The sequence below is a fragment of the Burkholderia sp. Tr-20355 genome, assembly GCF_017104685.1.
Classification (GTDB): Bacteria; Pseudomonadota; Gammaproteobacteria; order Burkholderiales; family Burkholderiaceae; genus Burkholderia; species Burkholderia seminalis.
The window spans coordinates 14552-39945 of sequence record NZ_JAAGPK010000072.1; the positions used below are offsets into that span (position 1 = coordinate 14552).

At 61.6% G+C, this 25394-nt stretch carries 18 protein-coding genes, 4 tRNA genes and 1 rRNA gene; all 23 read right to left on the reverse strand.

The window, feature by feature from the left end:
* Positions 1-315, reverse strand: a complete 315-nt coding sequence (rplW, locus tag G3N62_RS19370; protein ID WP_004199275.1) for a 50S ribosomal protein L23 — start codon at positions 313-315, stop codon at positions 1-3.
* On the reverse strand, positions 312-932 hold the full coding sequence (gene rplD / locus G3N62_RS19375) for a 50S ribosomal protein L4 (protein WP_006477192.1): 621 nt from the start codon (positions 930-932) through the stop codon (positions 312-314). Before rplD ends, rplW begins: the two co-directional genes overlap by 4 nt.
* The gene (gene rplC / locus G3N62_RS19380; RefSeq protein ID WP_006482922.1) at positions 932-1582 is read right to left on the reverse strand and encodes a 50S ribosomal protein L3; all 651 of its coding nucleotides are present in this window, start codon (positions 1580-1582) and stop codon (positions 932-934) included. The genes rplD and rplC overlap by 1 nt, the downstream gene beginning before the upstream one ends.
* 178 nt (positions 1583-1760) lie before the next feature.
* Entirely contained in the window at positions 1761-2072 is a 312-nt protein-coding gene (gene rpsJ / locus G3N62_RS19385) for a 30S ribosomal protein S10 (RefSeq protein ID WP_004199280.1), read from the reverse strand.
* A gap of 286 nt (positions 2073-2358) precedes the next feature.
* Positions 2359-3549, reverse strand: coding sequence for an elongation factor Tu (gene tuf, locus G3N62_RS19390; protein ID WP_006482910.1), 1191 nt, complete (start codon positions 3547-3549; stop codon positions 2359-2361).
* A gap of 42 nt (positions 3550-3591) precedes the next feature.
* The gene (gene fusA, locus G3N62_RS19395) at positions 3592-5694 is read right to left on the reverse strand and encodes an elongation factor G (protein WP_006482929.1); all 2103 of its coding nucleotides are present in this window, start codon (positions 5692-5694) and stop codon (positions 3592-3594) included.
* Between the two features lie 123 nt (positions 5695-5817).
* Positions 5818-6288, reverse strand: a complete 471-nt coding sequence (gene rpsG, locus G3N62_RS19400; RefSeq protein WP_006477195.1) for a 30S ribosomal protein S7 — start codon at positions 6286-6288, stop codon at positions 5818-5820.
* 172 nt (positions 6289-6460) lie between these two features.
* Complete coding sequence (rpsL, locus tag G3N62_RS19405; protein ID WP_006400662.1) at positions 6461-6841, reverse strand: 30S ribosomal protein S12; 381 nt, start codon at positions 6839-6841, stop codon at positions 6461-6463.
* Between the two features lie 227 nt (positions 6842-7068).
* Positions 7069-8916 (reverse strand): DNA helicase RecQ, encoded by a 1848-nt coding sequence (gene recQ, locus G3N62_RS19410; protein WP_034191215.1) that lies wholly within the window; start codon positions 8914-8916, stop codon positions 7069-7071.
* Positions 8917-9182: 266 nt separating this feature from the next.
* Positions 9183-13424: a DNA-directed RNA polymerase subunit beta' gene (gene rpoC / locus G3N62_RS19415; RefSeq protein ID WP_034191214.1), complete on the reverse strand. Its 4242-nt coding sequence runs from the start codon at positions 13422-13424 to the stop codon at positions 9183-9185.
* 21 nt (positions 13425-13445) lie between these two features.
* Positions 13446-17552, reverse strand: coding sequence for a DNA-directed RNA polymerase subunit beta (gene rpoB, locus G3N62_RS19420; RefSeq protein WP_034191213.1), 4107 nt, complete (start codon positions 17550-17552; stop codon positions 13446-13448).
* A gap of 381 nt (positions 17553-17933) precedes the next feature.
* Positions 17934-18308 carry a 50S ribosomal protein L7/L12 gene (gene rplL, locus G3N62_RS19425; protein ID WP_006477198.1) on the reverse strand — a complete coding sequence of 125 codons (375 nt, stop codon included), beginning with the start codon at positions 18306-18308 and terminating at the stop codon, positions 17934-17936.
* 63 nt (positions 18309-18371) lie between these two features.
* Entirely contained in the window at positions 18372-18869 is a 498-nt protein-coding gene (rplJ, locus tag G3N62_RS19430; RefSeq protein ID WP_034191212.1) for a 50S ribosomal protein L10, read from the reverse strand.
* Between the two features lie 308 nt (positions 18870-19177).
* Positions 19178-19876, reverse strand: a complete 699-nt coding sequence (gene rplA, locus G3N62_RS19435) for a 50S ribosomal protein L1 (protein ID WP_006482906.1) — start codon at positions 19874-19876, stop codon at positions 19178-19180.
* Positions 19877-20308 carry a 50S ribosomal protein L11 gene (rplK, locus tag G3N62_RS19440; protein ID WP_006477201.1) on the reverse strand — a complete coding sequence of 144 codons (432 nt, stop codon included), beginning with the start codon at positions 20306-20308 and terminating at the stop codon, positions 19877-19879.
* A gap of 141 nt (positions 20309-20449) precedes the next feature.
* The gene (gene nusG / locus G3N62_RS19445; RefSeq protein WP_006400672.1) at positions 20450-21007 is read right to left on the reverse strand and encodes a transcription termination/antitermination protein NusG; all 558 of its coding nucleotides are present in this window, start codon (positions 21005-21007) and stop codon (positions 20450-20452) included.
* 1 nt (position 21008) lies between these two features.
* Positions 21009-21389 carry a preprotein translocase subunit SecE gene (gene secE, locus G3N62_RS19450; RefSeq protein WP_006482892.1) on the reverse strand — a complete coding sequence of 127 codons (381 nt, stop codon included), beginning with the start codon at positions 21387-21389 and terminating at the stop codon, positions 21009-21011.
* Between the two features lie 42 nt (positions 21390-21431).
* Positions 21432-21507: transfer RNA gene (locus G3N62_RS19455), tRNA-Trp, on the reverse strand.
* 59 nt (positions 21508-21566) lie between these two features.
* Positions 21567-22757 carry an elongation factor Tu gene (gene tuf / locus G3N62_RS19460; RefSeq protein WP_006482910.1) on the reverse strand — a complete coding sequence of 397 codons (1191 nt, stop codon included), beginning with the start codon at positions 22755-22757 and terminating at the stop codon, positions 21567-21569.
* Positions 22758-22823: 66 nt separating this feature from the next.
* A tRNA-Thr gene (locus G3N62_RS19465) sits at positions 22824-22898 on the reverse strand.
* 24 nt (positions 22899-22922) lie between these two features.
* A tRNA-Gly gene (locus G3N62_RS19470) sits at positions 22923-22996 on the reverse strand.
* 43 nt (positions 22997-23039) lie between these two features.
* Positions 23040-23125 (reverse strand) — tRNA-Tyr (locus tag G3N62_RS19475).
* A 2168-nt stretch (positions 23126-25293) separates the two neighbouring features.
* Positions 25294-25394: ribosomal RNA gene (rrf, locus tag G3N62_RS19480) — 5S ribosomal RNA — on the reverse strand; the annotation flags it as partial.

A 25394-nucleotide genomic window follows, 5' to 3' on the forward strand; every position in this document is an offset into this window, starting at 1 on the left:
TTACTTGGCCTCCGCTTCAAAGTTGATTTCCTGGCCGGGCTTCAGGCAAACGTACGCCTTCTTCACGTCCTTGCGGCGGCCCATCGAACGGCCAAAGCGCTTTTGCTTGCCCTTCTGAACCAGCACGTTGACGGAATCAACTTCAACCTTGAACAGCAGCTCGACGGCCGCCTTCACTTCCTGCTTCGTGGCATCCGGTGCGACTTCGAACACGACTTGCTCGTTCTTGTCGGCAACCAGCGTCGCCTTTTCCGAGATCACCGGTGCGAGCAGGACCTGCATCAAACGATGATCGTTCTTGCGAATCTCGCTCATGACAGCAACTCCTCGATCTGGGCGACCGCAGCCTTCGTGACCAGCACTTTCTTGAAGTAGATCAGCGACAGCGGGTCAGCGTAGCGCGGCTCGACAATTGCCACGTGCGGCAGGTTGCGCGATGCCAGGTACAGGTTTTCGTCAACCGTGTCGGTGATGATCAGCACGGAGTCGAGACCCATGGTCTTGAATTTGTCGGCCAGCAGCTTGGTCTTCGGCGCTTCGAGGATGATGTCCTCGACGACCGACAGGCGGCCTTCACGGGCCAGCTGCGAGAAGATCGAGCAGAGACCTGCGCGATGCATCTTCTTGTTGACCTTGTGCGAGAAGTTTTCTTCCGGCGAATTCGGGAAGATACGACCACCGCCACGCCACAACGGGCTCGACGACATACCGGCACGAGCACGGCCCGTACCCTTCTGGCGCCACGGCTTCTTGGTCGTGTGCTTGACTTGCTCACGGTCCTTCTGTGCGCGGTTACCCTGGCGAGCATTCGCCTGGTAAGCGACGACGACCTGGTGGATCAGCGCTTCGTTGTAGTCACGACCGAACACGACGTCCGATGCGTTGACCACTGCACCTTCCTGACCATTTTCGTTCAGGAGCTTGAGTTCCATTATTTCGCCCCCTTGGTCTTGACGGCCGGCGTCACGAAGACCTTGCCGCCCTTCGCGCCCGGAATCGCACCCTTCACGAGCAGCAGCTTGCGCTCTGCGTCGATACGAGCGATTTCGAGGTTCTGCACCGTCACCGTCACGTCACCCATGTGACCCGTCATGCGTTTACCCGGGAAAACACGACCCGGATCCTGCGCCATACCGATCGAGCCCGGCACGTTGTGCGAGCGCGAGTTACCGTGCGTGGCACGGCCGGAGGAGAAGTTGTAACGCTTGATCGTACCGGCGTAGCCCTTACCGATCGACACGCCTTGCACGTCGACCTTCTGGCCCACTTCGAAAAGATCTGCACCGACCACGGCGCCATTCGACAGCTCGGCTGCCTTGGCCGCGTCAATGCGGAATTCCTTGAGGATTTCACCGGCTTCGACACCGGCTTTGGCGAGATGACCTGCCAGCGGCTTCGTCACGCGCGATGCACGACGGGAGCCGAATGCAACCTGCACGGCCGTGTAGCCGTCGGTTTCAACAGTCTTGATCTGCGTCACGCGGTTGTCCGACACGTCCAGCACGGTGACGGGAATCGAATCCCCTTCAGCCGTGAAGATACGGGTCATGCCAACCTTGCGACCTACGAGTCCAAGGCTCATCATTTTCTCCATTCCCGACTGCGATTGGTCGGGGCTGATTTACAAAATGCCGGGCACGCAAGGCCCAACTTTTTTACGCGAATACGCGAAAAGCCAAGCAGTATAGCCCGACTTTTCCATTTCCGCAAGCAATACAAAGACTTAGCGCCGCCCGACATGCCGATCGGCGCCGGAAGCCTTACTGCAGCTTGATTTCCACGTCGACGCCAGCCGGCAGGTCGAGCTTCATCAGCGCGTCGACGGTCTTGTCCGTCGGGTCGACGATGTCCATCAGGCGCTGGTGGGTGCGGATTTCGAGCTGATCGCGCGACGTCTTGTTGACGTGCGGCGAACGCAGGATGTCAAAACGCTGAATGCGCGTCGGCAGCGGCACCGGGCCACGGACGATTGCGCCAGTCCGCTTCGCGGTATCGACGATCTCGGCAGCCGATTGATCGATCAGACGATAGTCGAATGCCTTCAGGCGAATGCGGATTTTCTGTTGCTGCATGACGATTCCTTGAAAAGAGCGAGGCGATGTTGCATCGCCGGACACTAAAAGAACGTGAAACATGACGCCAGCGGGGAGCGAAGCATCAGGTTCCGGACAGTACTTCCACTGCTAAGCCCGCGATTCTACACGAAATTCTGAAACCGTGGCGTGCATTTCACGGCCCACGCAACGCGCCGCCGGAAAAACAAAACCGGGTGCCAGCACAAGCTGGACACCCGGTTTCGACGGCACAACTGCGTACCGCGGAATCGCGGACCCCGTCGGGATCCGCGGATCGTCGATGTTACTCGATGATCTTGGCGACGACGCCGGCGCCGACCGTACGGCCGCCTTCGCGGATTGCGAAGCGCAGACCTTCTTCCATCGCGATCGGAGCGATCAGCTTCACCGTGATCGACACGTTGTCGCCCGGCATCACCATTTCCTTGTCCTTCGGCAGCTCGATCGAGCCCGTCACGTCCGTCGTACGGAAGTAGAACTGCGGACGGTAGTTGTTGAAGAACGGCGTGTGACGGCCGCCTTCGTCCTTGCTCAGCACGTACACTTCAGCCGTGAAGTGCGTGTGCGGCGTGATCGAACCCGGCTTCGCCAGAACCTGGCCACGCTCCACGTCTTCACGCTTCGTGCCGCGCAGCAGGATACCCACGTTGTCGCCTGCCTGACCTTGGTCCAGCAGCTTACGGAACATTTCAACGCCCGTGCAGGTCGTCTTCACCGTCGGCTTGATACCGACGATTTCGATTTCCTCGCCGACCTTCACGATGCCGCGCTCGACACGGCCCGTCACCACCGTACCACGGCCCGAGATCGAGAACACGTCTTCCACCGGCATCAGGAACGCGCCGTCAACTGCACGCTCCGGCGTCGGGATGTACGTGTCCAGCGCGTCGGCCAGGCTCATGATCGCCACTTCGCCCAGCTCGCCCGTGTCGCCTTCCAGCGCCAGCTTCGCCGAACCCTTCACGATCGGCGTGTCGTCGCCCGGGAAGTCGTACTTCGACAGCAGCTCGCGAACTTCCATCTCGACCAGCTCGAGCAGTTCAGCGTCGTCCACCATGTCGCACTTGTTCAGGAACACGATGATGTACGGAACGCCAACCTGACGCGCCAGCAGGATGTGCTCGCGCGTCTGCGGCATCGGGCCGTCAGCTGCCGAGCAAACCAGGATCGCGCCGTCCATCTGCGCCGCGCCCGTGATCATGTTCTTCACATAGTCAGCGTGGCCCGGGCAGTCGACGTGTGCGTAGTGGCGGTTCGCCGTTTCGTACTCGACGTGTGCCGTGTTGATCGTGATGCCGCGCGCCTTTTCTTCCGGTGCCGCGTCGATCTGGTCGTACGCCTTCGCTTCGCCGCCGAACTTCTTCGTCAGAACCGTCGTGATCGCTGCCGTCAGCGTCGTCTTGCCGTGGTCAACGTGACCAATCGTACCAACGTTCACGTGCGGCTTGGTCCGCTCAAACTTTTCTTTTGCCATGATTCTCTTCTTTCAAAAAATAATCAGTTGGTAGCTGCAGATTTACTTCGACTTCGCGCTGATGATCGCTTCGGCAACGTTGCGCGGAGCTTCAGCGTAATGCTTGAACTCCATCGTGTACGTTGCGCGACCTTGCGTCAGCGAGCGCAGCGACGTCGAGTAACCGAACATTTCCGACAGCGGCACTTCGGCGCGAACGATCTTGCCGCCGCCGACCATGTCTTCCATGCCCTGGACGATACCGCGACGGCCCGACAGGTCGCCCATCACGTTGCCCATGTAGTCTTCCGGCGTCTCGACTTCGACGGCCATCATCGGCTCGAGGACGACCGGGTTCGCCTTGCGCATCGCTTCCTTGAACGCCATCGAACCGGCCATGCGGAACGCGTTTTCGTTCGAGTCAACGTCGTGGTACGAACCGAACGTCAGGTGAACCTTCACGTCGACGACCGGGAAGCCAGCCAGCACGCCCGACTTCAGCGTGTCCTGGATACCCTTGTCGACCGCCGGGATGTATTCACGCGGAATCACACCACCCTTGATCTCGTCGAAGAACTCGTAGCCCTTGCCTTGTTCGTTCGGCTCGAGCGTGATGACCGCGTGACCGTACTGGCCGCGACCACCCGATTGCTTGACGAACTTGCCGTCGACATCCTTCGCCGTCGAGCGGATCGTCTCGCGGTACGCAACCTGCGGCTTGCCGACGGTTGCTTCCACGCCGAATTCACGCTTCATCCGGTCGACCAGAATTTCGAGGTGGAGCTCGCCCATGCCCGAAATGATGGTCTGGCCCGATTCTTCGTCGGTCTGCACGCGGAACGACGGGTCTTCCTGAGCCAGACGGTTCAGTGCGAGGCCCATCTTTTCCTGGTCAGCCTTGGTCTTCGGCTCGACAGCCTGCGAGATCACCGGCTCCGGGAACACCATGCGCTCGAGAACGATCGGGTTCGCCGGGTCGCACAGCGTGTCGCCCGTGGTCGCTTCCTTCAGGCCGACCGCAGCAGCGATGTCGCCTGCGCGAACTTCCTTGATTTCCTCACGCTGGTTCGCGTGCATCTGCAGAATACGGCCGAGGCGTTCCTTCTTGCCCTTGGTCGAGTTCAGCAGCGTGTCGCCCGAGTTGACGACGCCCGAGTACACACGGAAGAAGATCAGCTGGCCGACGAACGGGTCGGTCATGATCTTGAACGCGAGCGACGAGAACTTCTCTTCGTCCGACGCCTTGCGCTCCGCTTCTTCACCGTTTTCGAGCTCGCCCTTGACCGGCGGGATGTCGACCGGCGACGGCAGGAAGTCGATCACGGCGTCGAGCATACGCTGCACGCCCTTGTTCTTGAACGCGGTACCGCACAGCATCGGCTGGATTTCGCACGCGATCGTACGGTCGCGCAGCGCCTTGACGATGTCGGCTTCCGGCAGATCGCCTTCTTCCAGGTACTTGTTCATCAGGTCTTCGCTGGCTTCGGCAGCCACTTCGACCATCTTCTCGCGCCATTCCTTGCAGGTCTCCGCGAGCTCGGCCGGGATGTCGACGTAGTCGAACTTCGTGCCTTGCGACGCTTCGTCCCAAATGATCGCCTTCATCTTGATCAGGTCGACGACGCCCTTGAAGTTTTCTTCCGCGCCGATCGGCACCACGACCGGAACCGGGTTCGCCTTCAGGCGCAGACGGAGCTGGTCGTAGACCTTGAAGAAGTTCGCGCCGGTACGGTCCATCTTGTTGACGAACGCGAGACGCGGCACCTTGTACTTGTTCGCCTGGCGCCACACCGTTTCCGACTGCGGCTGCACGCCGCCCACTGCGCAGTACACCATGCACGCGCCGTCGAGCACGCGCATCGAGCGCTCGACTTCGATCGTGAAGTCGACGTGGCCCGGGGTGTCGATGATGTTGATGCGGTGTTCCGGATAGTTGCCGCCCATGCCCTTCCAGAAGGCCGTGGTAGCAGCGGACGTGATCGTGATGCCACGTTCCTGTTCCTGCTCCATCCAGTCCATCGTGGCTGCGCCGTCGTGGACTTCACCGATCTTGTGGTTCACACCGGTGTAAAACAGAATGCGCTCGGTCGTCGTCGTTTTGCCGGCGTCGATGTGAGCGCTAATACCGATATTGCGGTAGCGCTCGATAGGAGTCTTGCGAGCCACTTTGATCCTCTACTGGGATAACACGATGCAGCCCGGCTGCATCATGCTTCAACACAAACGGGCGAGGCGCCTGAAAAGCGCACCCGCCCGGAATTTATTTCCGCTAACAGCCCAGCCAGGCGCTTAGAAACGGAAATGCGAGAACGCGCGGTTGGCTTCTGCCATGCGGTGAACTTCGTCGCGCTTCTTCATCGCGCCGCCACGGCCTTCGGCCGCTTCGGAGAGTTCACCTGCCAGGCGCAGGGCCATCGACTTCTCGCTGCGCTTCTTCGCAGCCTCACGCAGCCAGCGCATCGCCAATGCCATACGACGCGACGGGCGCACTTCGACCGGAACTTGATAGTTGGCACCACCAACGCGACGGCTCTTCACTTCGACCACCGGCTTCACGTTGTTGAGCGCAACCGTGAACACTTCCAGCGGGTCCTTGCCACCCTTGGTCTGGATTTGTTCGAATGCGCCATAAACGATGCGCTCTGCGACCGACTTCTTGCCGGACAGCATCAGCATGTTCATGAACTTGGCAACATCAACGTTGCCGAACTTCGGATCCGGCAACACTTCCCGCTTGGGGACTTCGCGACGACGCGGCATGATTCTTCCTTTACTTGTTCAGTTGGAGCTGGTTCCAGCTCCGCGGCCACCAACAAACCCGATCACATCTTCACGACTAACCAGCTTGGCCGGGTGACCACTTACTCGACAGCACCGGCAATCCGGCACTCCCGCCTTGACCGCCCTGCGGCGATCCCTGATCAAAAACTGCTTACTTGGCAGCCTTTGCACGCTTCGCGCCGTACTTCGAGCGCGCTTGCTTACGGTCCTTGACGCCCTGGGTATCCAGCGAGCCGCGAACCATGTGGTAACGCACACCCGGCAAGTCCTTCACACGGCCGCCGCGGATCAGCACAACCGAGTGTTCCTGCAGGTTGTGGCCTTCACCGCCGATGTACGAAATCACTTCGAAGCCGTTCGTCAGACGAACCTTGGCGACCTTACGGAGTGCCGAGTTCGGCTTCTTCGGCGTCGTCGTGTACACACGGGTGCACACGCCGCGACGCTGGGGGCAGTCCTGCAGGGCCGGGCTCTTGCTCTTCGTCGTTTCCGACTGACGGCCTTTGCGAACCAGTTGGTTGATGGTTGGCATTGTTTATTCCTGAAATTGAACAAAATCTGCGCATCGATTTCGGGCAAAGCGAGAATCGGCGCACAGTTGACTTCCGCACCGGCGAATCGGGCGCGCGCTTTCGAACGCGACACAGCCCACCGAATACCGGAACCCAGCATAATAGTCCGGAAATACCAACTAAGTCAACGGGTTGCGTGATTTGCCGGTCGACCGCGTGGTTTACAGGAAGGGTCCGAACACCTGTGTCAGGCCGATTCGACCACGTCGATGATCTCGTCGCCGAAGCGTTCGAGCTTGCGTACGCCCATGCCGGGGATGTGGCGCAGGTCGTCGATCGACTCCGGTGCGTTGCGCGCGATTTCCGCGAGCGTCGCATCGTGGAAGATCACGTAGGCCGGCACGCCGTCGGTCTTCGCGGTTTCCGCGCGCCACGCGCGCAACGCGTCCCACCGTGCGCGCTCGCGCGTGCCCATGCCGGCGGTCGGGTCGACGCGCGTGCCGCTGCGGCTCGACGACTGGCGCGTGCGCTGCGGCTTCACGTAGCGGCGCAGCGTGACCTTCTCCTCGTTCTTCAGCACGGCCTTCGCGGCCTCCGTCAGCATCAGCGCGCCAAAGCCGCCATGGTCGACCGCCAGGTAGCCGTACGCGACGAGCTGCCTGAAAATCGCGCGCCATTCCGGTTCGGACAGCGCCGCGCCGATCCCGAACGTGCTGAGCTGGTCGTGGCCGCGCTGCAACACCTTCTCGGTGCGCCCGCCGCGCAGGATCTCGATCAGGTGGCTCGAGCCGAAATTGAAACCGCTCGCGCGCTGCGCGCGGAACACGCACGACAACGCCATCTGCGCCTCGCGCGTGGCGTCCCACGACGCGGGCGGCTCGAGGCAGGTGTCGCAGTTGCCGCACGGCCGGCTCTCTTCGCCGAAGTAGTTCAGCAGCCGCACGCGGCGGCACGAAATCGTCTCGCACAGCCCGAGCAGCGCGTCGAGCTTCGACGTCTGCACGCGCTTGTGTGCGTCGTCCGCATCCGATTCGTCGATCATCTTGCGCTGCTGGACGACGTCGCCGAGGCCGTACGCCATCCACGCATTCGCGGGCATCCCGTCGCGGCCCGCACGGCCCGTTTCCTGGTAGTAGCCTTCGACGCTCTTCGGCAGATCCAGGTGCGCGACGAAGCGCACGTCGGGCTTGTCGATGCCCATGCCGAACGCGATCGTCGCGCACATCACGATACCCTCTTCGCGCTGGAACATTTCCTGGTGCTTCTGCCGCACCTCGAACTCCATCCCGGCGTGATAGGGCAGCGCCCGCACGCCTTGCGCCTTCAGCCATTCGGCCGTTTCCTCGACCTTGCGACGCGACAGGCAATAGACGACGCCGGCGTCGGTCGTGCCGTCGGCATTCGTGTGCTCCGCGCGGATGAAGTCGAGCAGCTGCGCGCGCGCGTTGTCCTTCTCGACGATCCGGTAGCGGATGTTGGGGCGATCGAAGCTCGATACGAACACGCGTGCGTCGTCGAGCGCGAGACGATGGATGATCTCGTCGCGCGTGATCGCGTCGGCCGTGGCCGTCAGCGCGATGCGCGGCACCGACGGGAAGCGCTCGTGAAGCACCGACAGCTGGATGTATTCCGGACGGAAATCGTGCCCCCATTGCGACACGCAGTGCGCTTCGTCGATCGCGAACAGGCCGATCTTCGCGCGTTCGAGCAGGTCGAGGAAGCGCCCGGTCATCAGCCGCTCCGGTGCGACGTACAGCAGGTCGATCTCGCCTTCGCGCAGCGCGCGCTCGGTGGCCGCGGCCTCGGCGCCCGACAGCGTCGAATTCAGGTAGGCCGCGCGCACGCCGACTTCGCGCAGCGCGGCGACCTGGTCCTGCATCAGCGCGATCAACGGCGACACGACGATGCCGGCGCCCTGCCCGGCCTCGCGGCGCAGCAGCGCCGGGATCTGGTAGCACAACGACTTGCCGCCGCCCGTGGGCATCAGCACGAGACAATCGCCGCCGCCGGCGACGTGCTCGACGATCTCGCCCTGCTGGCCGCGAAAGGCGGAATAACCAAAGACTTCGTCGAGGATTTCGAGGGCGCGGGACATGAATGGGAACAAGGACGGCTGAACGATGATCGCGATTTTAACAACCCGCTTGCGCGGCGCGTGGCGAATCGAGCGTTGTTGGCCGTTCGGTCAGGGTCCGTTCGCGTGCATCACGGGCCTGTCGCGGCCGCGCGGCCGGCGATTGCGGGCATGCGCGGGCGCGGCTCAGGCACGTCATGCACGTGAACGACGGATGAAAAAAAACCGCCCGGCGGAACCGGACGGTTTCGGTGACAGCGAGGTGAGGCGGCTTGCGCCGCCCGCACTTACTCGGCTGCCGGGTGTTGCGGCTCTTCCGCCGGCGCGCTCGGCGTGCCGAAGTCGAATGCCTCTTCCGCTGCGATCTGGTCGAAACGCTCGCGATCCGACGATTCCTTCGCCTTGCGTGCCTTGTGGAACGCGAGACCCGTACCGGCCGGAATCAGACGGCCGACGATCACGTTTTCCTTCAGGCCGCGCAGATCGTCGCGCTTGCCCATGATCGCCGCTTCGGTCAGCACGCGGGTCGTTTCCTGGAACGATGCCGCGGAGATGAACGAGTCGGTCGACAGCGATGCCTTCGTGATACCGAGCAGCACGTTGTCGTACGAGGCCGGGCGCTTGCCCTCGGCGATCATGCGATCGTTCTCGTCCAGCATGTCGGAACGCTCGACCTGTTCGCCCGGGATGAAGCGCGTATCGCCGTTGTCGGTGATCTGCACACGACGCAGCATCTGGCGAACGATCACCTCGATGTGCTTGTCGTTGATCTTCACGCCCTGCAGACGATACACGTCCTGCACTTCGTCGACGATGTAGCGCGACAGCGCCTCGATACCCTGCAGACGCAGGATGTCGTGCGGATCGGCCGGACCGTCCACGATCATTTCGCCCTTGTTGACGACCTGGGCATCGTGAACCAGAACCTGCTTTTCCTTCGCGATCAGGAACTCGTGCTGGTTGCCCTCGAGATCCGTGATGACGAGACGCTGCTTGCCCTTCGTGTCCTTGCCGAACGACGTCGTACCCGTGACTTCCGCGAGAATGCCGGCATCCTTCGGCGAACGCGCTTCGAACAGTTCCGCCACCCGCGGCAGACCGCCGGTAATGTCACGCGTCTTCTGCGCTTCGGTCGGGATACGTGCGAGCACTTCACCGACCTGCACCTGCTGGCCGTCCTTCACGGTGATCAGTGCGCCGACCTGGAAGCCGATCTGCACCGCGTGCTCCGTGCCCGGAATCTTCACTTCGTCGCCGTTCGCGTCGAGCAGCTTCACCTGCGGACGCACGCTCTTCGAAGCCTGCGAACCGCGACGCTTCACGTCGATCACGACCAGCGTCGACAGGCCGGTCACGTCGTCGATCTGCTTCGCGACGGTCACGCCTTCCTCGACGTTCTCGAACTTCACCGTACCACCGTACTCGGTGATGATCGGACGCGTCAGCGGATCCCACGTGGCGAGCTGCGTGCCGGCCTTGATCGTCGCGCCGTCGAGCTGCAGCAGCGTCGCGCCGTACGGCACTTTGTGACGCTCGCGCTCGCGACCGAAGTCGTCGGTGATCATCGCTTCGCCCGAGCGGGAAATGACGATCTGCTCGCCCTTCGCGTTCGTGACGTAGCGCATCGTCGCCGTGAAGCGCACGATACCGTTGCTCTTCGCTTCGACCGACGAAGCCACTGCCGCACGCGATGCCGCACCACCGATGTGGAAGGTACGCATCGTCAGCTGCGTGCCCGGCTCACCGATCGACTGTGCCGCGATCACGCCGACTGCTTCGCCGACGTTCACGAGCGAGCCGCGGCCGAGGTCACGGCCGTAGCAGGCCGCGCACAGGCCGTAGCGCGTTTCGCAGGTCAGCGGCGTGCGCACGCGCACTTCGTCGATGCCGAGGCGTTCGATTTCCTCGACCGCCGTTTCGTCGAGCAGCGTGCCCGATTCGTACACCGTTTCCTGCGTTTCCGGGTTCACGACGTCCGCGACCGCGACGCGGCCGAGGATACGGTCGCGCAGCGCTTCGACGACTTCACCGCCTTCGACCAGCGCCTTCATCGCGACGCCGTTCGACGTGCCGCAATCGTCTTCCACCACGACCAGATCCTGCGTGACGTCGACGAGACGACGCGTCAGGTAACCCGAGTTCGCGGTCTTCAGTGCCGTATCAGCCAGACCCTTACGTGCACCGTGGGTCGAGATGAAGTACTGCAACACGTTCAGACCTTCGCGGAAGTTCGCGGTAATCGGCGTCTCGATAATCGAGCCGTCCGGCTTCGCCATCAGGCCGCGCATACCGGCCAGCTGACGAATCTGAACCGCCGAACCCCGGGCGCCCGAGTCGGCCATCATGTAGATCGAGTTGAACGATTCCTGGCGCGTTTCCTTGCCGTCGCGGTCCGTCACCGGCTCCGTCGACAGCTGCTCCATCATCGCCTTGCCGACCGCTTCCGACGTTGCCGACCAGATGTCGACCACGTTGTTGTAGCGTTCCTGCGCGGTGACGAGACCGGACATGTACTGGCGGTCGTACTCCTTCACCTTCTTCGCGGCGTCGCCGACGATCGTTTCCTTCTGCGGCGGCACGAGCATGTCGTCCACGCAGATCGAAATGCCGGCACGCGTCGCGAGACGGAAACCCGACTGCATCAGCTGGTCGGCGAACACCACCGTCGCGCGCAGACCGCACTTGCGGAACGCCGTGTTGATCAGGCGCGAGATTTCCTTCTTCTTCAGCGGCTTGTTCAGCACCGAGAACGGCAGGCCGTGCGGCAGGATCTCCGACAGGATCGCGCGGCCGACGGTCGTCGCGTACAGCGAGATCTTCGGCACGAATTCCGGCGCGCCTTCCGACGTGTCCTCGTTGCGGACCATTTCGGTGATCCGCACGTTGACGCGCGAGGCCAGCTCGACTTCCTTGTTCTCGTACGCGCGGATCACTTCCGACACGCCCGTGAACGACAGGCCTTCGCCCTTCGCGTTGACGGCTTCGCGGGTCGCGTAGTACAGACCCAGCACGATATCCTGCGACGGCACGATCGACGGATCGCCGTTGGCCGGGAACAGCACGTTGTTCGACGCCAGCATCAGCGTACGCGCTTCCATCTGCGCTTCGAGCGACAGCGGCACGTGAACGGCCATCTGGTCACCGTCGAAGTCGGCGTTGAACGCCGCGCAAACGAGCGGGTGCAGCTGGATTGCCTTGCCTTCGATCAGCACCGGCTCGAACGCCTGGATACCGAGCCGGTGCAGCGTCGGCGCACGGTTCAGCATCACCGGGTGCTCGCGGATCACCTCTTCGAGGATGTCCCACACCACCGGCGTCTGGTTCTCGACTTCCTTCTTCGCAGCCTTGATGGTCGTCGCGACGCCCATCACTTCCAGCTTGTTGAAGATGAACGGCTTGAACAGCTCGAGCGCCATCAGCTTCGGCAGACCGCACTGGTGCAGCTTCAGCGTCGGGCCGACCACGATGACCGAACGGCCCGAGTAGTCGACGCGCTTGCCCAGCAGGTTCTGACGGAAACGACCGCCCTTGCCCTTGATCATGTCGGCGAGCGACTTCAGCGGACGCTTGTTCGCGCCCGTCATCGCCTTGCCGCGACGGCCGTTGTCGAGCAGCGAGTCGACGGCTTCCTGCAGCATCCGCTTTTCGTTGCGGACGATGATTTCAGGCGCCTTCAGCTCGAGCAGACGCTTCAACCGGTTGTTACGGTTGATCACGCGGCGATACAGGTCGTTCAGGTCCGACGTCGCGAAGCGGCCGCCGTCCAGCGGCACGAGCGGACGCAGTTCCGGCGGCAGCACCGGCAGCACTTCGAGGATCATCCACTCGGGCTTGATGCCCGAGCGCTGGAATGCCTCGAGGACCTTCAGGCGCTTCGCGTACTTCTTGATCTTCGCTTCCGAGCCGGTGTTCTTCAGCTCGGTGCGCAGCGTCTCGACCTGCTCGTCGATGTTGATCGCGCGCAGCAGTTCACGCACGCCTTCCGCGCCCATCTCGGCACGGAATTCGTCGCCGTATTCCTCGACCTTGTTGTAGTAATCCTCTTCGGTCATGATCTGCCGCGCCTTCAGCGGCGTCATGCCCGGTTCGATCACCACATAGGCTTCGAAGTACAGCACGCGTTCGATGTCGCGCAGCGTCATGTCGAGCACCATGCCCAGACGCGACGGCAGCGACTTCAGGAACCAGATGTGCGCGACCGGCGAGGCCAGTTCGATGTGGCCCATCCGTTCGCGACGCACCTTCGCCAGCGTCACTTCGACGCCGCACTTCTCGCAGATCACGCCGCGGTGCTTCAGACGCTTGTACTTGCCGCACAGGCACTCGTAGTCCTTGATCGGCCCGAAGATCTTCGCGCAGAAGAGACCATCGCGTTCCGGCTTGAACGTACGGTAGTTGATGGTCTCCGGCTTCTTCACTTCGCCGAACGACCACGAACGGATCTTGTCCGGCGAGGCCAGACCGATCTTGATCGCGTCGAAAACTTCTTCCTGTTGGACTTGCTTGAATAGATCGAGCAGAGCTTTCATTGCTTTCTCTCCGTAGTCCGATTAATTGCGGTCGAGATCGATATCGATACCGAGCGAGCGGATTTCCTTCACGAGCACGTTGAAGGATTCCGGCATGCCTGCATCGATCACGTGATCGCCCTTGACGAGGTTTTCGTACACCTTCGTCCGGCCGGTCACGTCGTCCGACTTCACCGTCAGCATTTCCTGCAGCACGTAGGACGCGCCGTACGCTTCGAGTGCCCACACTTCCATTTCACCGAAACGCTGGCCACCGAACTGCGCCTTACCACCCAGCGGCTGCTGCGTGACGAGCGAGTACGGGCCGGTCGAACGCGCGTGCATCTTGTCGTCGACCAAGTGGTGCAGCTTCAGGTAGTGCATGTAGCCGAGCGTCACGCGACGTTCGAACATTTCACCCGTGCGGCCGTCGTACAGACGGACCTGGTTCTTCGACGGGTTCATGCCGAGCTGTTCGGCGATGTCGTCCGGGAACGCGAGGTCGAGCATCTTGCCCATTTCTTCCTCGGTCGCCCCGTCGAACACCGGCGTCGCGAACGGCACGCCTTCGCGCAGGTTCTTCGCGAGTTCGAGGATCTCGTCGTCGGTGAAGCTTTCCAGGTCTTCCTGGCGGCCCGACTCGTTGTAGATCTTCGTCAGGAACACGCGCAGTTCCTCGATCTTCGCCTGACGCTGCAGCATTTCGCCGATACGCCAGCCGAGGCCCTTCGCGGCCCAGCCGAGGTGCACTTCGAGAACCTGACCCACGTTCATCCGCGACGGCACGCCGAGCGGGTTCAGCACGACGTCTGCCGGACGGCCGTCGGCCATGTACGGCATGTCTTCGATCGGAACGATCTTCGACACGACACCCTTGTTACCGTGACGGCCTGCCATCTTGTCGCCAGGCTGCAGACGGCGCTTCACCGCGAGGTACACCTTGACCATCTTCAGCACGCCCGGCGGCAGTTCGTCGCCTTGCGTGAGCTTCTTGCGCTTCTCTTCGAACGCGAGGTCGAACTGGTGACGCTTTTCCTCGATCGAGTTCTTGATCGCTTCGAGCTGCGCCGCTGCCTCGTCGTCCGCCAGGCGGATGTCGAACCAGTGGTAGTGGTCGAGGTCTTCCAGGTAAGCCTGGTCGATCTTCGTACCCTTCGCGAGCTTCTTCGGGCCGCCGTTCGCGACCTTGCCCACGAGCATGCGGGCGAGACGCTGGAACGCGTCGCCTTCCACGATGCGCAGCTGGTCGTTCAGGTCGAGGCGGTAGCGCTTCAGTTCGTCGTCGATGATCTGTTGCGCACGCTTGTCGCGCTGAATGCCTTCACGCGTGAACACCTGGACGTCGATCACGGTGCCGCTCATGCCCGACGGCACGCGCAGCGACGTGTCCTTCACGTCCGAAGCCTTCTCGCCGAAGATCGCGCGCAGCAGCTTCTCTTCCGGCGTCAGCTGGGTCTCGCCCTTCGGCGTGACCTTGCCCACCAGCACGTCGCCTGCTTCGACTTCGGCACCGATGTACACGATGCCCGATTCGTCGAGACGGCCGAGCTGGACTTCCGCCAGGTTCGAGATGTCGCGCGTGATTTCTTCCGGCCCGAGCTTCGTGTCGCGTGCAACGACGTTCAGCTCTTCGATGTGGATCGACGTGTAGCGATCGTCCGCGACCACCTTCTCCGAGATCAGGATCGAATCCTCGAAGTTGTAGCCGTTCCACGGCATGAACGCGATCAGCATGTTCTGGCCGAGCGCGAGCTCGCCCAGGTCCGTCGAGGCGCCGTCAGCCAGCACGTCGCCGCGCGAGACCTTGTCGCCCATCTTCACGATCGGACGCTGGTTGATGTTCGTGTTCTGGTTCGAACGCGTGTACTTGATCAGGTTGTAGATGTCGACACCGACTTCACCTGCGACCGCTTCGTCGTCGTTCACGCGAATCACGATACGGCCCGCGTCGACATAGTCGACGACGCCGCCGCGGAACGCCTGAACCGTCGTACCCGAGTCGACCGCGCAGGTGCGCTCGATGCCCGTACCGACGACCGGCTTTTCCGGACGCAGACACGGCACCGCCTGACGCTGCATGTTCGAACCCATCAGTGCACGGTTCGCGTCATCGTGCTCGAGGAACGGAATCAGCGAGGCTGCCACCGACACGATCTGCGACGGCGCGACGTCCATGTACTGGATACGGTCCGGCGTGACCATCATCGTTTCGCCGGCTTCACGCGACGACACGAGTTCGTCGATCAGCTGGCCGTTCTCGTCGATCGCGGCGTTCGCCTGCGCGATCATGTAGCGGCCTTCCTCGATCGCCGACAGGTAGTCGATCTGGTCGGTCACCTTGCTGTCCACGACCTTGCGGTACGGCGTCTCGAGGAAGCCGTATTCGTTCAGGTGCGCGTACAGTGCGAGCGAGTTGATCAGGCCGATGTTCGGACCTTCCGGCGTTTCGATCGGGCACACGCGGCCGTAGTGGGTCGGGTGCACGTCGCGGACTTCGAAGCCTGCGCGTTCGCGCGTCAGACCGCCCGGGCCCAGTGCGGAAACGCGGCGCTTGTGCGTGATTTCCGACAGCGGGTTGGTCTGGTCCATGAACTGCGACAGCTGCGACGAACCGAAGAACTCGCGGATCGCCGACGAAATCGGCTTCGAGTTGATCAGGTCGTGCGGCATCAGGTTTTCGCTTTCGGCCTGGCCGAGGCGTTCCTTGACCGCGCGCTCGACACGCACGAGACCCGCGCGGAACTGGTTTTCCGCCAGTTCGCCGACGCAACGCACGCGACGGTTGCCGAGGTGGTCGATGTCGTCCACTTCGCCCTTGCCGTTGCGCAGCTCGACGAGGATCTTGATCGTCGCGAGGATGTCGTCGTCCTGCAGCGTCATCGGGCCGACGATCTCGTCACGGCCGACGCGGCGGTTGAACTTCATGCGGCCGACCTTCGACAGGTCGTACGCTTCCTCGCTGTAGAACAGACGGTTGAACAGCGCCTCGACCGCTTCTTCGGTCGGCGGCTCGCCCGGACGCATCATGCGGTAGATCGCGATGCGCGCGGCCGTCTTGTCGGTCGTTTCGTCGACACGCAGCGTCGACGAGATGTACGGGCCCTGGTCCAGGTCGTTCGTGTAGAGCGTCTGGATGTCCTTGATGCCCGCTTCGCGCAGCTTCTCGAGCACGCTTTCCGTGACTTCGTCGTTCGCGCTCGCGATCACTTCGCCGGTGTCGCCGTCGACGACGTTCTTCGCCAGCACGCGGCCGAGCAGATAGTCTTCCGGCACCGAGATGAACTTGGTCTTCGCGGCTTCGAGGTCGCGAATGTGCTTCGCGTTGATCCGCTTGTCCTTCTGGACGATGACCTTGCCATCACGATCCGTGATGTCGAAACGCGCGACTTCACCACGCAGGCGCTCGGGCACGAACTCGAGTTGCGCGCCTTCGTCCATCAGCGTGAAGTTGTCGAACACGAAGAAGTTCGCGAGGATCTGTTCCGGCGTCAGGCCGATGGCCTTCAGCAGGATCGTGACCGGCATCTTGCGGCGACGGTCGACGCGGAAGTACAGGATGTCCTTCGGATCGAATTCGAAGTCGAGCCACGAGCCGCGGTACGGAATGATCCGTGCCGAGAACAGCAGCTTGCCCGAGCTGTGCGTCTTGCCCTTGTCGTGTTCGAAGAACACGCCCGGCGAACGGTGCAGCTGCGAGACGATGACACGCTCGGTGCCGTTGATGACGAACGAGCCCGTCGGCGTCATGAGCGGAATTTCGCCCATGTACACTTCCTGCTCCTTCACTTCCTTGACGACCGGCTTGTTCGGCGATTCCTTGTCGAGGATGACAAGGCGGACCTTCGCGCGCAGCGCGGAGCAGTACGTCAGGCCACGCTGCTGGCATTCCTTGATGTTGAATGCCGGCGAGGACAGCGCATAGCTCACGAACTCGAGGCGCGCGAAACCGTTGTGCGAAACAATGGGAAATACCGATGTGAACGCGGCCTGCAAACCTTCAGGCTTGCGTTGCGTCGCCGGCACATCGGCTTGCAGAAACGTGCTGAATGATTCAAGCTGGGTAGCCAGCAAGAACGGAACTTGGTGAACGATGGGGCGCTTCGCGAAACTCTTGCGAATGCGCTTCTTCTCGGTGAAGGAATATTGCATACGATCTCCGAATCACGGCGGGTGCTATCGAGGCGGAATACCTGGACGTTTCAAACCCGAGTGTTCACCGACTGAGACCCGATGGCCGTTCGACGGCTTGAACGAGCCGAGAAGCTTGGTGGTTGGCCGCTACCAACCGCTGGCTGACGGCAGCGGATGCCTGTGTTGCCCGCTACCCGACCAAACTTGCCTTCTGCAGTCGCTTCAGAAGACAAAGAGAACCGCCAATCGTGCGTGATCTTTCACAACGATCAGGCGGTTTTCTTTGGCTTCTGGGGCCGATTATTCGGGCTCCCGAATGAGTGCCAGAATAACGTCCCCACAAAGCACAAAAAGGCCGGCGGTGAAAATACCGCCAGCCTTCGCACAGCGCGTCGAAACTTACTTGACTTCGACCTTCGCGCCAGCTTCTTCCAGCTTCTTCTTGGCTTCTTCAGCAGCAGCCTTGTCGACGCCTTCCTTGACGGGCTTCGGTGCACCGTCAACCAGGTCCTTCGCTTCCTTCAGGCCCAGGCCCGTCAGTTCGCGAACGGCCTTGATGACCGAAACCTTGTTGGCGCCGGCTTCAGCCAGGACGACCGTGAATTCGGTCTTCTCTTCTGCAGCAGCAGCAGCGCCGCCGCCTGCCGGGCCAGCGACTGCCACTGCAGCTGCCGACACGCCAAACTTCTCTTCGAACGCCTTGACCAGTTCGTTCAGTTCCAGAACGGTCATCCCTTCGACTGCTGCCAGGATGTCTTCTTTTGCGATTGCCATTTGAAATACTCCTAAATTGAATTCGGATACAGCCAGCGATCAGTAACGCTGATGCACGCTCGCTTATGCAGCTTCCGCTTGCTTCTTCTCGGCCAGCGCTGCCAGAGCACGCGCGAAGCCCGAAACAGGCGATTGCATAACGAACAGCAGCTTCGAGAGCAGTTCTTCGCGGCTCGGGATGCTTGCCAGCGCTTGCACGCCAGCCTTGTCCATCACCTTGCCATCGAACGAACCAGCCTTGATGACCAACTTGTCATTGCCCTTGCTGAAGTCGTTGACGACCTTAGCAGCAGCAATTGCATCTTCCGAGATGCCGTAGATCAACGGACCAGTCATCTGCTCTGCCAGCGGAGCAAACGGCGTACCTTCAACAGCGCGACGCGCCAGCGTGTTCTTCAACACGCGCAGGTAAACCTTCTGCTCACGCGCTTGCGCGCGCAGCTTGGTCAGATCGCCAACCGCAATTCCACGATACTCAGCCAGCACAACGGTCTGGGCCTTCGCGACTTGCGCGGAAACCTCAGCGACGACGGCTTGCTTGTCTTCTCTATTAAGCGGCACGGTTAGCCTCCAGAAACGATACGTTCGGCGCGGCCGGTATGGCCGAAACCTCACGTACCTCGTTCAACAACGGCGTCCGACCTCGTTAGGAGTATTTCCACCTCACGCCGCGAATCGCTTCACGGCCTGCGGCTTCACCACTGCAAAACTTTTTCGGGTTCGCCATCTGCGTTGGCTTGAATTAAGGGATCACCCGACTGCTGCGCCCCACCAACGGTCTTTGATAACCGGTTGCTCGCCTTGCTGCACGAGCAACCGCCCAAAGCCCATGTAGGCCGCTTCGCGAACGAAGCGGCCCGAATACTTGCTTACTGTGCTGCCAGCGTAGCCTGGTCGACACGCACGCCGACGCCCATCGTGCTCGACAGTGCGATCTTGCGCAGGTACACGCCCTTGCTCGTTGCCGGCTTGGCCTTCTGCAGCGCTTCGATCAGCGCCGACAGGTTCGAACGCAGTGCGGTCGGTTCGAACGATGCACGGCCGATGGTCGCGTGGATGATACCGGCCTTGTCGACACGGAATTGCACCTGACCAGCCTTCGCGTTCTTGACGGCGGTTGCGACGTCCGGCGTGACCGTACCGACCTTCGGGTTCGGCATCAGGCCGCGCGGGCCGAGGATCTGGCCCAGCGTACCGACGATACGCATCGTGTCCGGCGAAGCGATCACGATGTCGAAGTCCATCTGGCCAGCCTTGATCTGCTCAGCCAGGTCTTCCATACCGACGATTTCCGCGCCTGCTGCACGTGCCTGCTCGGCCTTTTCGCCTTGCGCGAACACGGCAACGCGAACCGACTTGCCCGTACCGGCCGGCAGAACGACCGAACCACGAACGACCTGGTCCGACTTCTTTGCATCGATGCCGAGCTGGACTGCGACGTCGATCGACTCGTCGAACTTCGCGCTCGCGCATTCCTTCACGAGGCTCAGTGCGTCTTCGATCGCGTACAGCTTCTGACGATCAACCTTGGCGGCAAATGCCTGACGGCGCTTGGAGATCTTAGCCATTTACACGCCCTCCACAGTGATGCCCATCGAGCGTGCGCTACCAGCGATGGTGCGAACGGCTGCGTCCAGATCAGCTGCCGTAAGGTCCGGCATCTTGGTCTTCGCGATTTCTTCGGCTTGAGCGCGCGTGATCGAACCGACCTTGTCGGTGTGCGGCTTGCTCGAGCCCTTGTCCACCTTCGCCGCCTTCTTGATCAGGACGGTTGCCGGCGGCGTCTTCATCACGAACGTGAAGCTCTTGTCAGCGAATGCCGTGATGACCACCGGCACCGGCAGACCCGGCTCCATGCCTTGAGTCTGCGCGTTGAACGCCTTGCAGAACTCCATGATGTTCAGGCCGCGCTGGCCCAGTGCCGGACCGACCGGCGGCGACGGGTTGGCTTTACCTGCAGGGATCTGCAGCTTGATAAAGCCGATAATCTTCTTTGCCATTTGTGAACCTCATTGGAACGCCGAAAGGGCGTTCGGTGAGTAATAACGCGCGTTCGCCGCTGGCTACTGACGCTCCTCAACGGCCATGACGCGGGCCGTAAGCGCGAAGGTGGGCAGCCGAGGCTGCCCACCGAATCGGGATCAAACTTTTTCGACCTGGCCGAATTCGAGTTCGACCGGGGTGGATCGACCAAAGATGGTGACCGACACACGCACGCGCGATTTTTCGTAGTTGACTTCTTCGACGGTGCCGTTGAAGTCCGTGAACGGGCCTTCCTTGACACGCACCATCTCGCCGACTTCGAACAGGGTCTTCGGGCGCGGCTTCTCGACGCCTTCCTGCATCTGCGACATGATCTTCTCGACTTCCTTCGGGGAAATCGGGGTCGGACGGTTACGCGCACCGCCGACGAAGCCGGTGACCTTCGCGGTGTTCTTCACGAGGTGCCACGTTTCGTCCGTCATCTCCATTTCCACCAGCACGTAGCCGGGGAAGAAACGACGCTCAGTCACCGCCTTGTGACCGCCCTTGACTTCAACCACTTCTTCGGTCGGGACCAGGATCTGACCGAATTTATCCTGCATGCCAGCACGTTCGATGCGCTCCTGAAGCGCACGTTGCACGCTCTTCTCCATACCGGAGTAGGCGTGCACGACGTACCAACGTTTTCCGCTCGGGGATGCCGGAGTATCGCTCATATCATTTCCAACCCAGAATCGCCGAGAAAATCACCCATTCGATCGATTTGTCACTCAACCAGAGGAAAATCGCCATCACGAGCACGAAACCGAACACGACGAGCGTGGTTTGCGTTGCTTCCTTGCGGGTGGGCCAAACGACCTTCCGGACTTCCTTGTACGAATCCTTGGCAAAAGCGATGAGGCTCTTGCCAGGGGCCGACATCAGCCCGACGGCCACACCGGCGATGATCCCTACCGCCAACGCGGCACCGCGGACATACCACTGCTGATTGGCCAGCCAGAAGAAGCCCACGAATCCGGCCAACACCAGCAATACACCCAGAGCCAGCATCAGCTTATCGCCGGAGGTATTTACAGTTTCGACGGATGGATTCGCCATAACACCTTAAAACAAATGCCACGTAGGACACGTGGCTATTTTTGGCAGGGGCAGAGGGAATCGAACCCCCAACCTTCGGTTTTGGAGACCGACGCTCTGCCAGTTGAGCTATACCCCTAAACCATGTTGGGGCCGGCTGTTGCCAGCCCCAAAACTGTCGATCAACGAATAACTGGCTTACTCGATGATCTTGGCGACGACGCCGGCGCCGACCGTACGGCCGCCTTCGCGGATTGCGAAGCGCAGACCTTCTTCCATCGCGATCGGAGCGATCAGCTTCACCGTGATCGACACGTTGTCGCCCGGCATCACCATTTCCTTGTCCTTCGGCAGCTCGATCGAGCCCGTCACGTCCGTCGTACGGAAGTAGAACTGCGGACGGTAGTTGTTGAAGAACGGCGTGTGACGGCCGCCTTCGTCCTTGCTCAGCACGTACACTTCAGCCGTGAAGTGCGTGTGCGGCGTGATCGAACCCGGCTTCGCCAGAACCTGGCCACGCTCCACGTCTTCACGCTTCGTGCCGCGCAGCAGGATACCCACGTTGTCGCCTGCCTGACCTTGGTCCAGCAGCTTACGGAACATTTCAACGCCCGTGCAGGTCGTCTTCACCGTCGGCTTGATACCGACGATTTCGATTTCCTCGCCGACCTTCACGATGCCGCGCTCGACACGGCCCGTCACCACCGTACCACGGCCCGAGATCGAGAACACGTCTTCCACCGGCATCAGGAACGCGCCGTCAACTGCACGCTCCGGCGTCGGGATGTACGTGTCCAGCGCGTCGGCCAGGCTCATGATCGCCACTTCGCCCAGCTCGCCCGTGTCGCCTTCCAGCGCCAGCTTCGCCGAACCCTTCACGATCGGCGTGTCGTCGCCCGGGAAGTCGTACTTCGACAGCAGCTCGCGAACTTCCATCTCGACCAGCTCGAGCAGTTCAGCGTCGTCCACCATGTCGCACTTGTTCAGGAACACGATGATGTACGGAACGCCAACCTGACGCGCCAGCAGGATGTGCTCGCGCGTCTGCGGCATCGGGCCGTCAGCTGCCGAGCAAACCAGGATCGCGCCGTCCATCTGCGCCGCGCCCGTGATCATGTTCTTCACATAGTCAGCGTGGCCCGGGCAGTCGACGTGTGCGTAGTGGCGGTTCGCCGTTTCGTACTCGACGTGTGCCGTGTTGATCGTGATGCCGCGCGCCTTTTCTTCCGGTGCCGCGTCGATCTGGTCGTACGCCTTCGCTTCGCCGCCGAACTTCTTCGTCAGAACCGTCGTGATCGCTGCCGTCAGCGTCGTCTTGCCGTGGTCAACGTGACCAATCGTACCAACGTTCACGTGCGGCTTGGTCCGCTCAAACTTTTCCTTGGCCATTTTCAACTCCCAAAAGGAATTTCACAGGTTGCGCCGCGCGCAAACAAGACACTGACTTTTTACTGCTGGTGCCCATGGGCAGGATCGAACTGCCGACCTCTCCCTTACCAAGGGAGTGCTCTACCACTGAGCCACATGGGCGTTTTACGCTTCAACTTCGCGGTCTGGAGCGGGTGAAGGGAATCGAACCCTCGTCGTAAGCTTGGAAGGCTTCTGCTCTACCATTGAGCTACACCCGCACGGGCCACTAACGATTCCCTACCGCTCGCTACGCTGATATCTTGGTGGAGGAGGTTGGATTCGAACCAACGTAGGCGTAAGCCAACAGATTTACAGTCTGCCCCCTTTAGCCACTCGGGCACCCCTCCGTAGAGAACTGACGATTATGGGGGTGCATCGCACTCGTGTCAAGCACATCCGGAAGATTATTTTCACTCTCTCCCTGACTCCCGCTTTACCACCGATCTCCCGCCCTTGCCCGGCTAAGGCAAGCACGAGATGTTGCCGACCGGCGCCACATCTTCGTCAGACTCCGCCCTTAGCGCCGATCTGCATCTGCGCTAAAAACGAAAGACCGCCATCATACGACCTCTTTCACACAATGCCAAGCGGGTAGACGCAAAATTTCCGCAAATTTCGTGCCGGGCGGCTTCGCCGACCTCGCGGACGGTGTGCCTGGCGGCTTCCGCACGCGGTTGCTTGCGCGAAATCGGGACTACTCGCTACCCGCGTCGCCGCGGCCAGGCTCGAACTGCCCGGGGTACCCGGCAAGGGGTTATCCGAACCTTCCGGTGGTGGCGCCATGGCAACGGCACCGCCGCGCCCGGATGAAATCCCCCACGCGAACCTACGGCCGGCGCGATACCAACCCTCGCCTTCCGTCATCTTCCCGCGTGGATTCCCATGCACCTGCTCGCTCTTGCGATTGCCTTCACGGCCTTGGGCGGACCTGCCGCACATGCCGCAGCCACTGACACCCGGTGTCGCTCGAGCCCGATCGCGAAGATCCGTCAGCAAGCCCAGGATAAAAACCACGCCGAGAGACGCTCCGGAGCGGCAGCAGCTCTCGCCGCATATGATCAGTTGAAGCCCGCGTGCTCGACGTCCGCTGCCTGAGCTCGACGCATAGCGGTTCGACCGCAGCATGGCCGATGAATCAGGACGCGATCGCCTATGCACGGCGGACCAACGATGCGTCCGTTTATCCCGTCCCGGCCGGCGACAGCGTCCGCCCGCCGAATCCGACAGCGCGACCTGCCTGGGGGGCGTGCTGCAGCCTTTGCTCGGCGATGATATACGGTCACCAGGCGCGCCCCACACGCCCCGCACCACGACCTTGGCAAACGTCCTGAAATACGGTGCCCGCTACCTCTCCCCGTCGCGCTGGCCGACCAACGTCAGCATCTGGTCGGCTTATCGCAGCGAATCCCCCGCGTACACACGACATCCTGCGTGCCCGCACGACGCCCATCTCGTTCAGCTGAATGTGAATAGTTGCTGTGAATAGTTGCGCGGGGTTCGGTGCAGGGGCTTTCGCCGCACCTCATACTTCCGGAGGCACTGGAAAGCTGACCTCTGCCCTGCGGCGTTGATGACCGGCGCGCGCTGCCCAGCGATGCCCGTGCCGACTCGGGAATAAGGCCGGGACACAACACGCCGGTTTCCGCCAACCAAGGATTCCGCGCTGCGCGATCTCAGCACGACGTGCGCGGTGCGATCGACCGGCGTCGACGCAAACGGCGCGCACTTTGCGCCGATCGAAGAAGGAAGCGCCTGCTTCGGCGGCACCGCCTATTCGCTCATCGAGGAAATCTACGTGTTCTGAGGCGGCCGCGCCATGCTCGTTAAAAAAGCGCCTGCAGGGCGACTCACAGGCGTTACAACTGGCACTCCAGCCGGATCGTTACGTTTGCCGCGAACCGGGTGCTCACCGCCTCGGATGAGTCGAATCCGGATGATATCCGGCGGATTAGGCGAAGAACGGCACTTGATAGCACCACTTTGCGTTATCCGACGCAACTCTGTCGTGCCGTTTCATGGCGCCTCGATCATTCCGTACCTTCGACAAGAAACGTCGGAGTTCAGCTGCGCCGCAAGCCGTACGACGCTCACACCGGCAGCCGACACGGTCGCGAAAAACGCAGGAGGGATCTCGTAACAATGAAACGAGCGCCGCAATTTTCGCTGGAGAAGGCTTCCGTACGCATGCAGATGGGACGAGATGGCAAATGTCCTGACGGCAAGACATGGAGTTCCGGCGAACAGGCGATCGAGCGGACCGGCTATCGGCCGAACGTGTCGCCACCTCGAGTCGATGACGAGAGGATGCCGACCTCAGCGACACCAATTGCTATTTGCGGGTGCTGAGCCACCCAGCAGACGGAGGGAATTTGCGCCGACTGGATACGAGCGCGGCCCGCGTCGACGTCATCGACGCATCAGTTCCGGCCGCATTGCACGTGGCCGCGCACGCGCATTTCCGCCGCCGAAATGCAAAAACCCCCGCCTGGTCGGGCGGGGGTTTCTGGCTTAGGGAGCCTGACGATTACCTACTTTCACACGGGAATCCGCACTATCATCGGCGTAGAGTCGTTTCACGGTCCTGTTCGGGATGGGAAGGGGTGGGACCGACTCGCT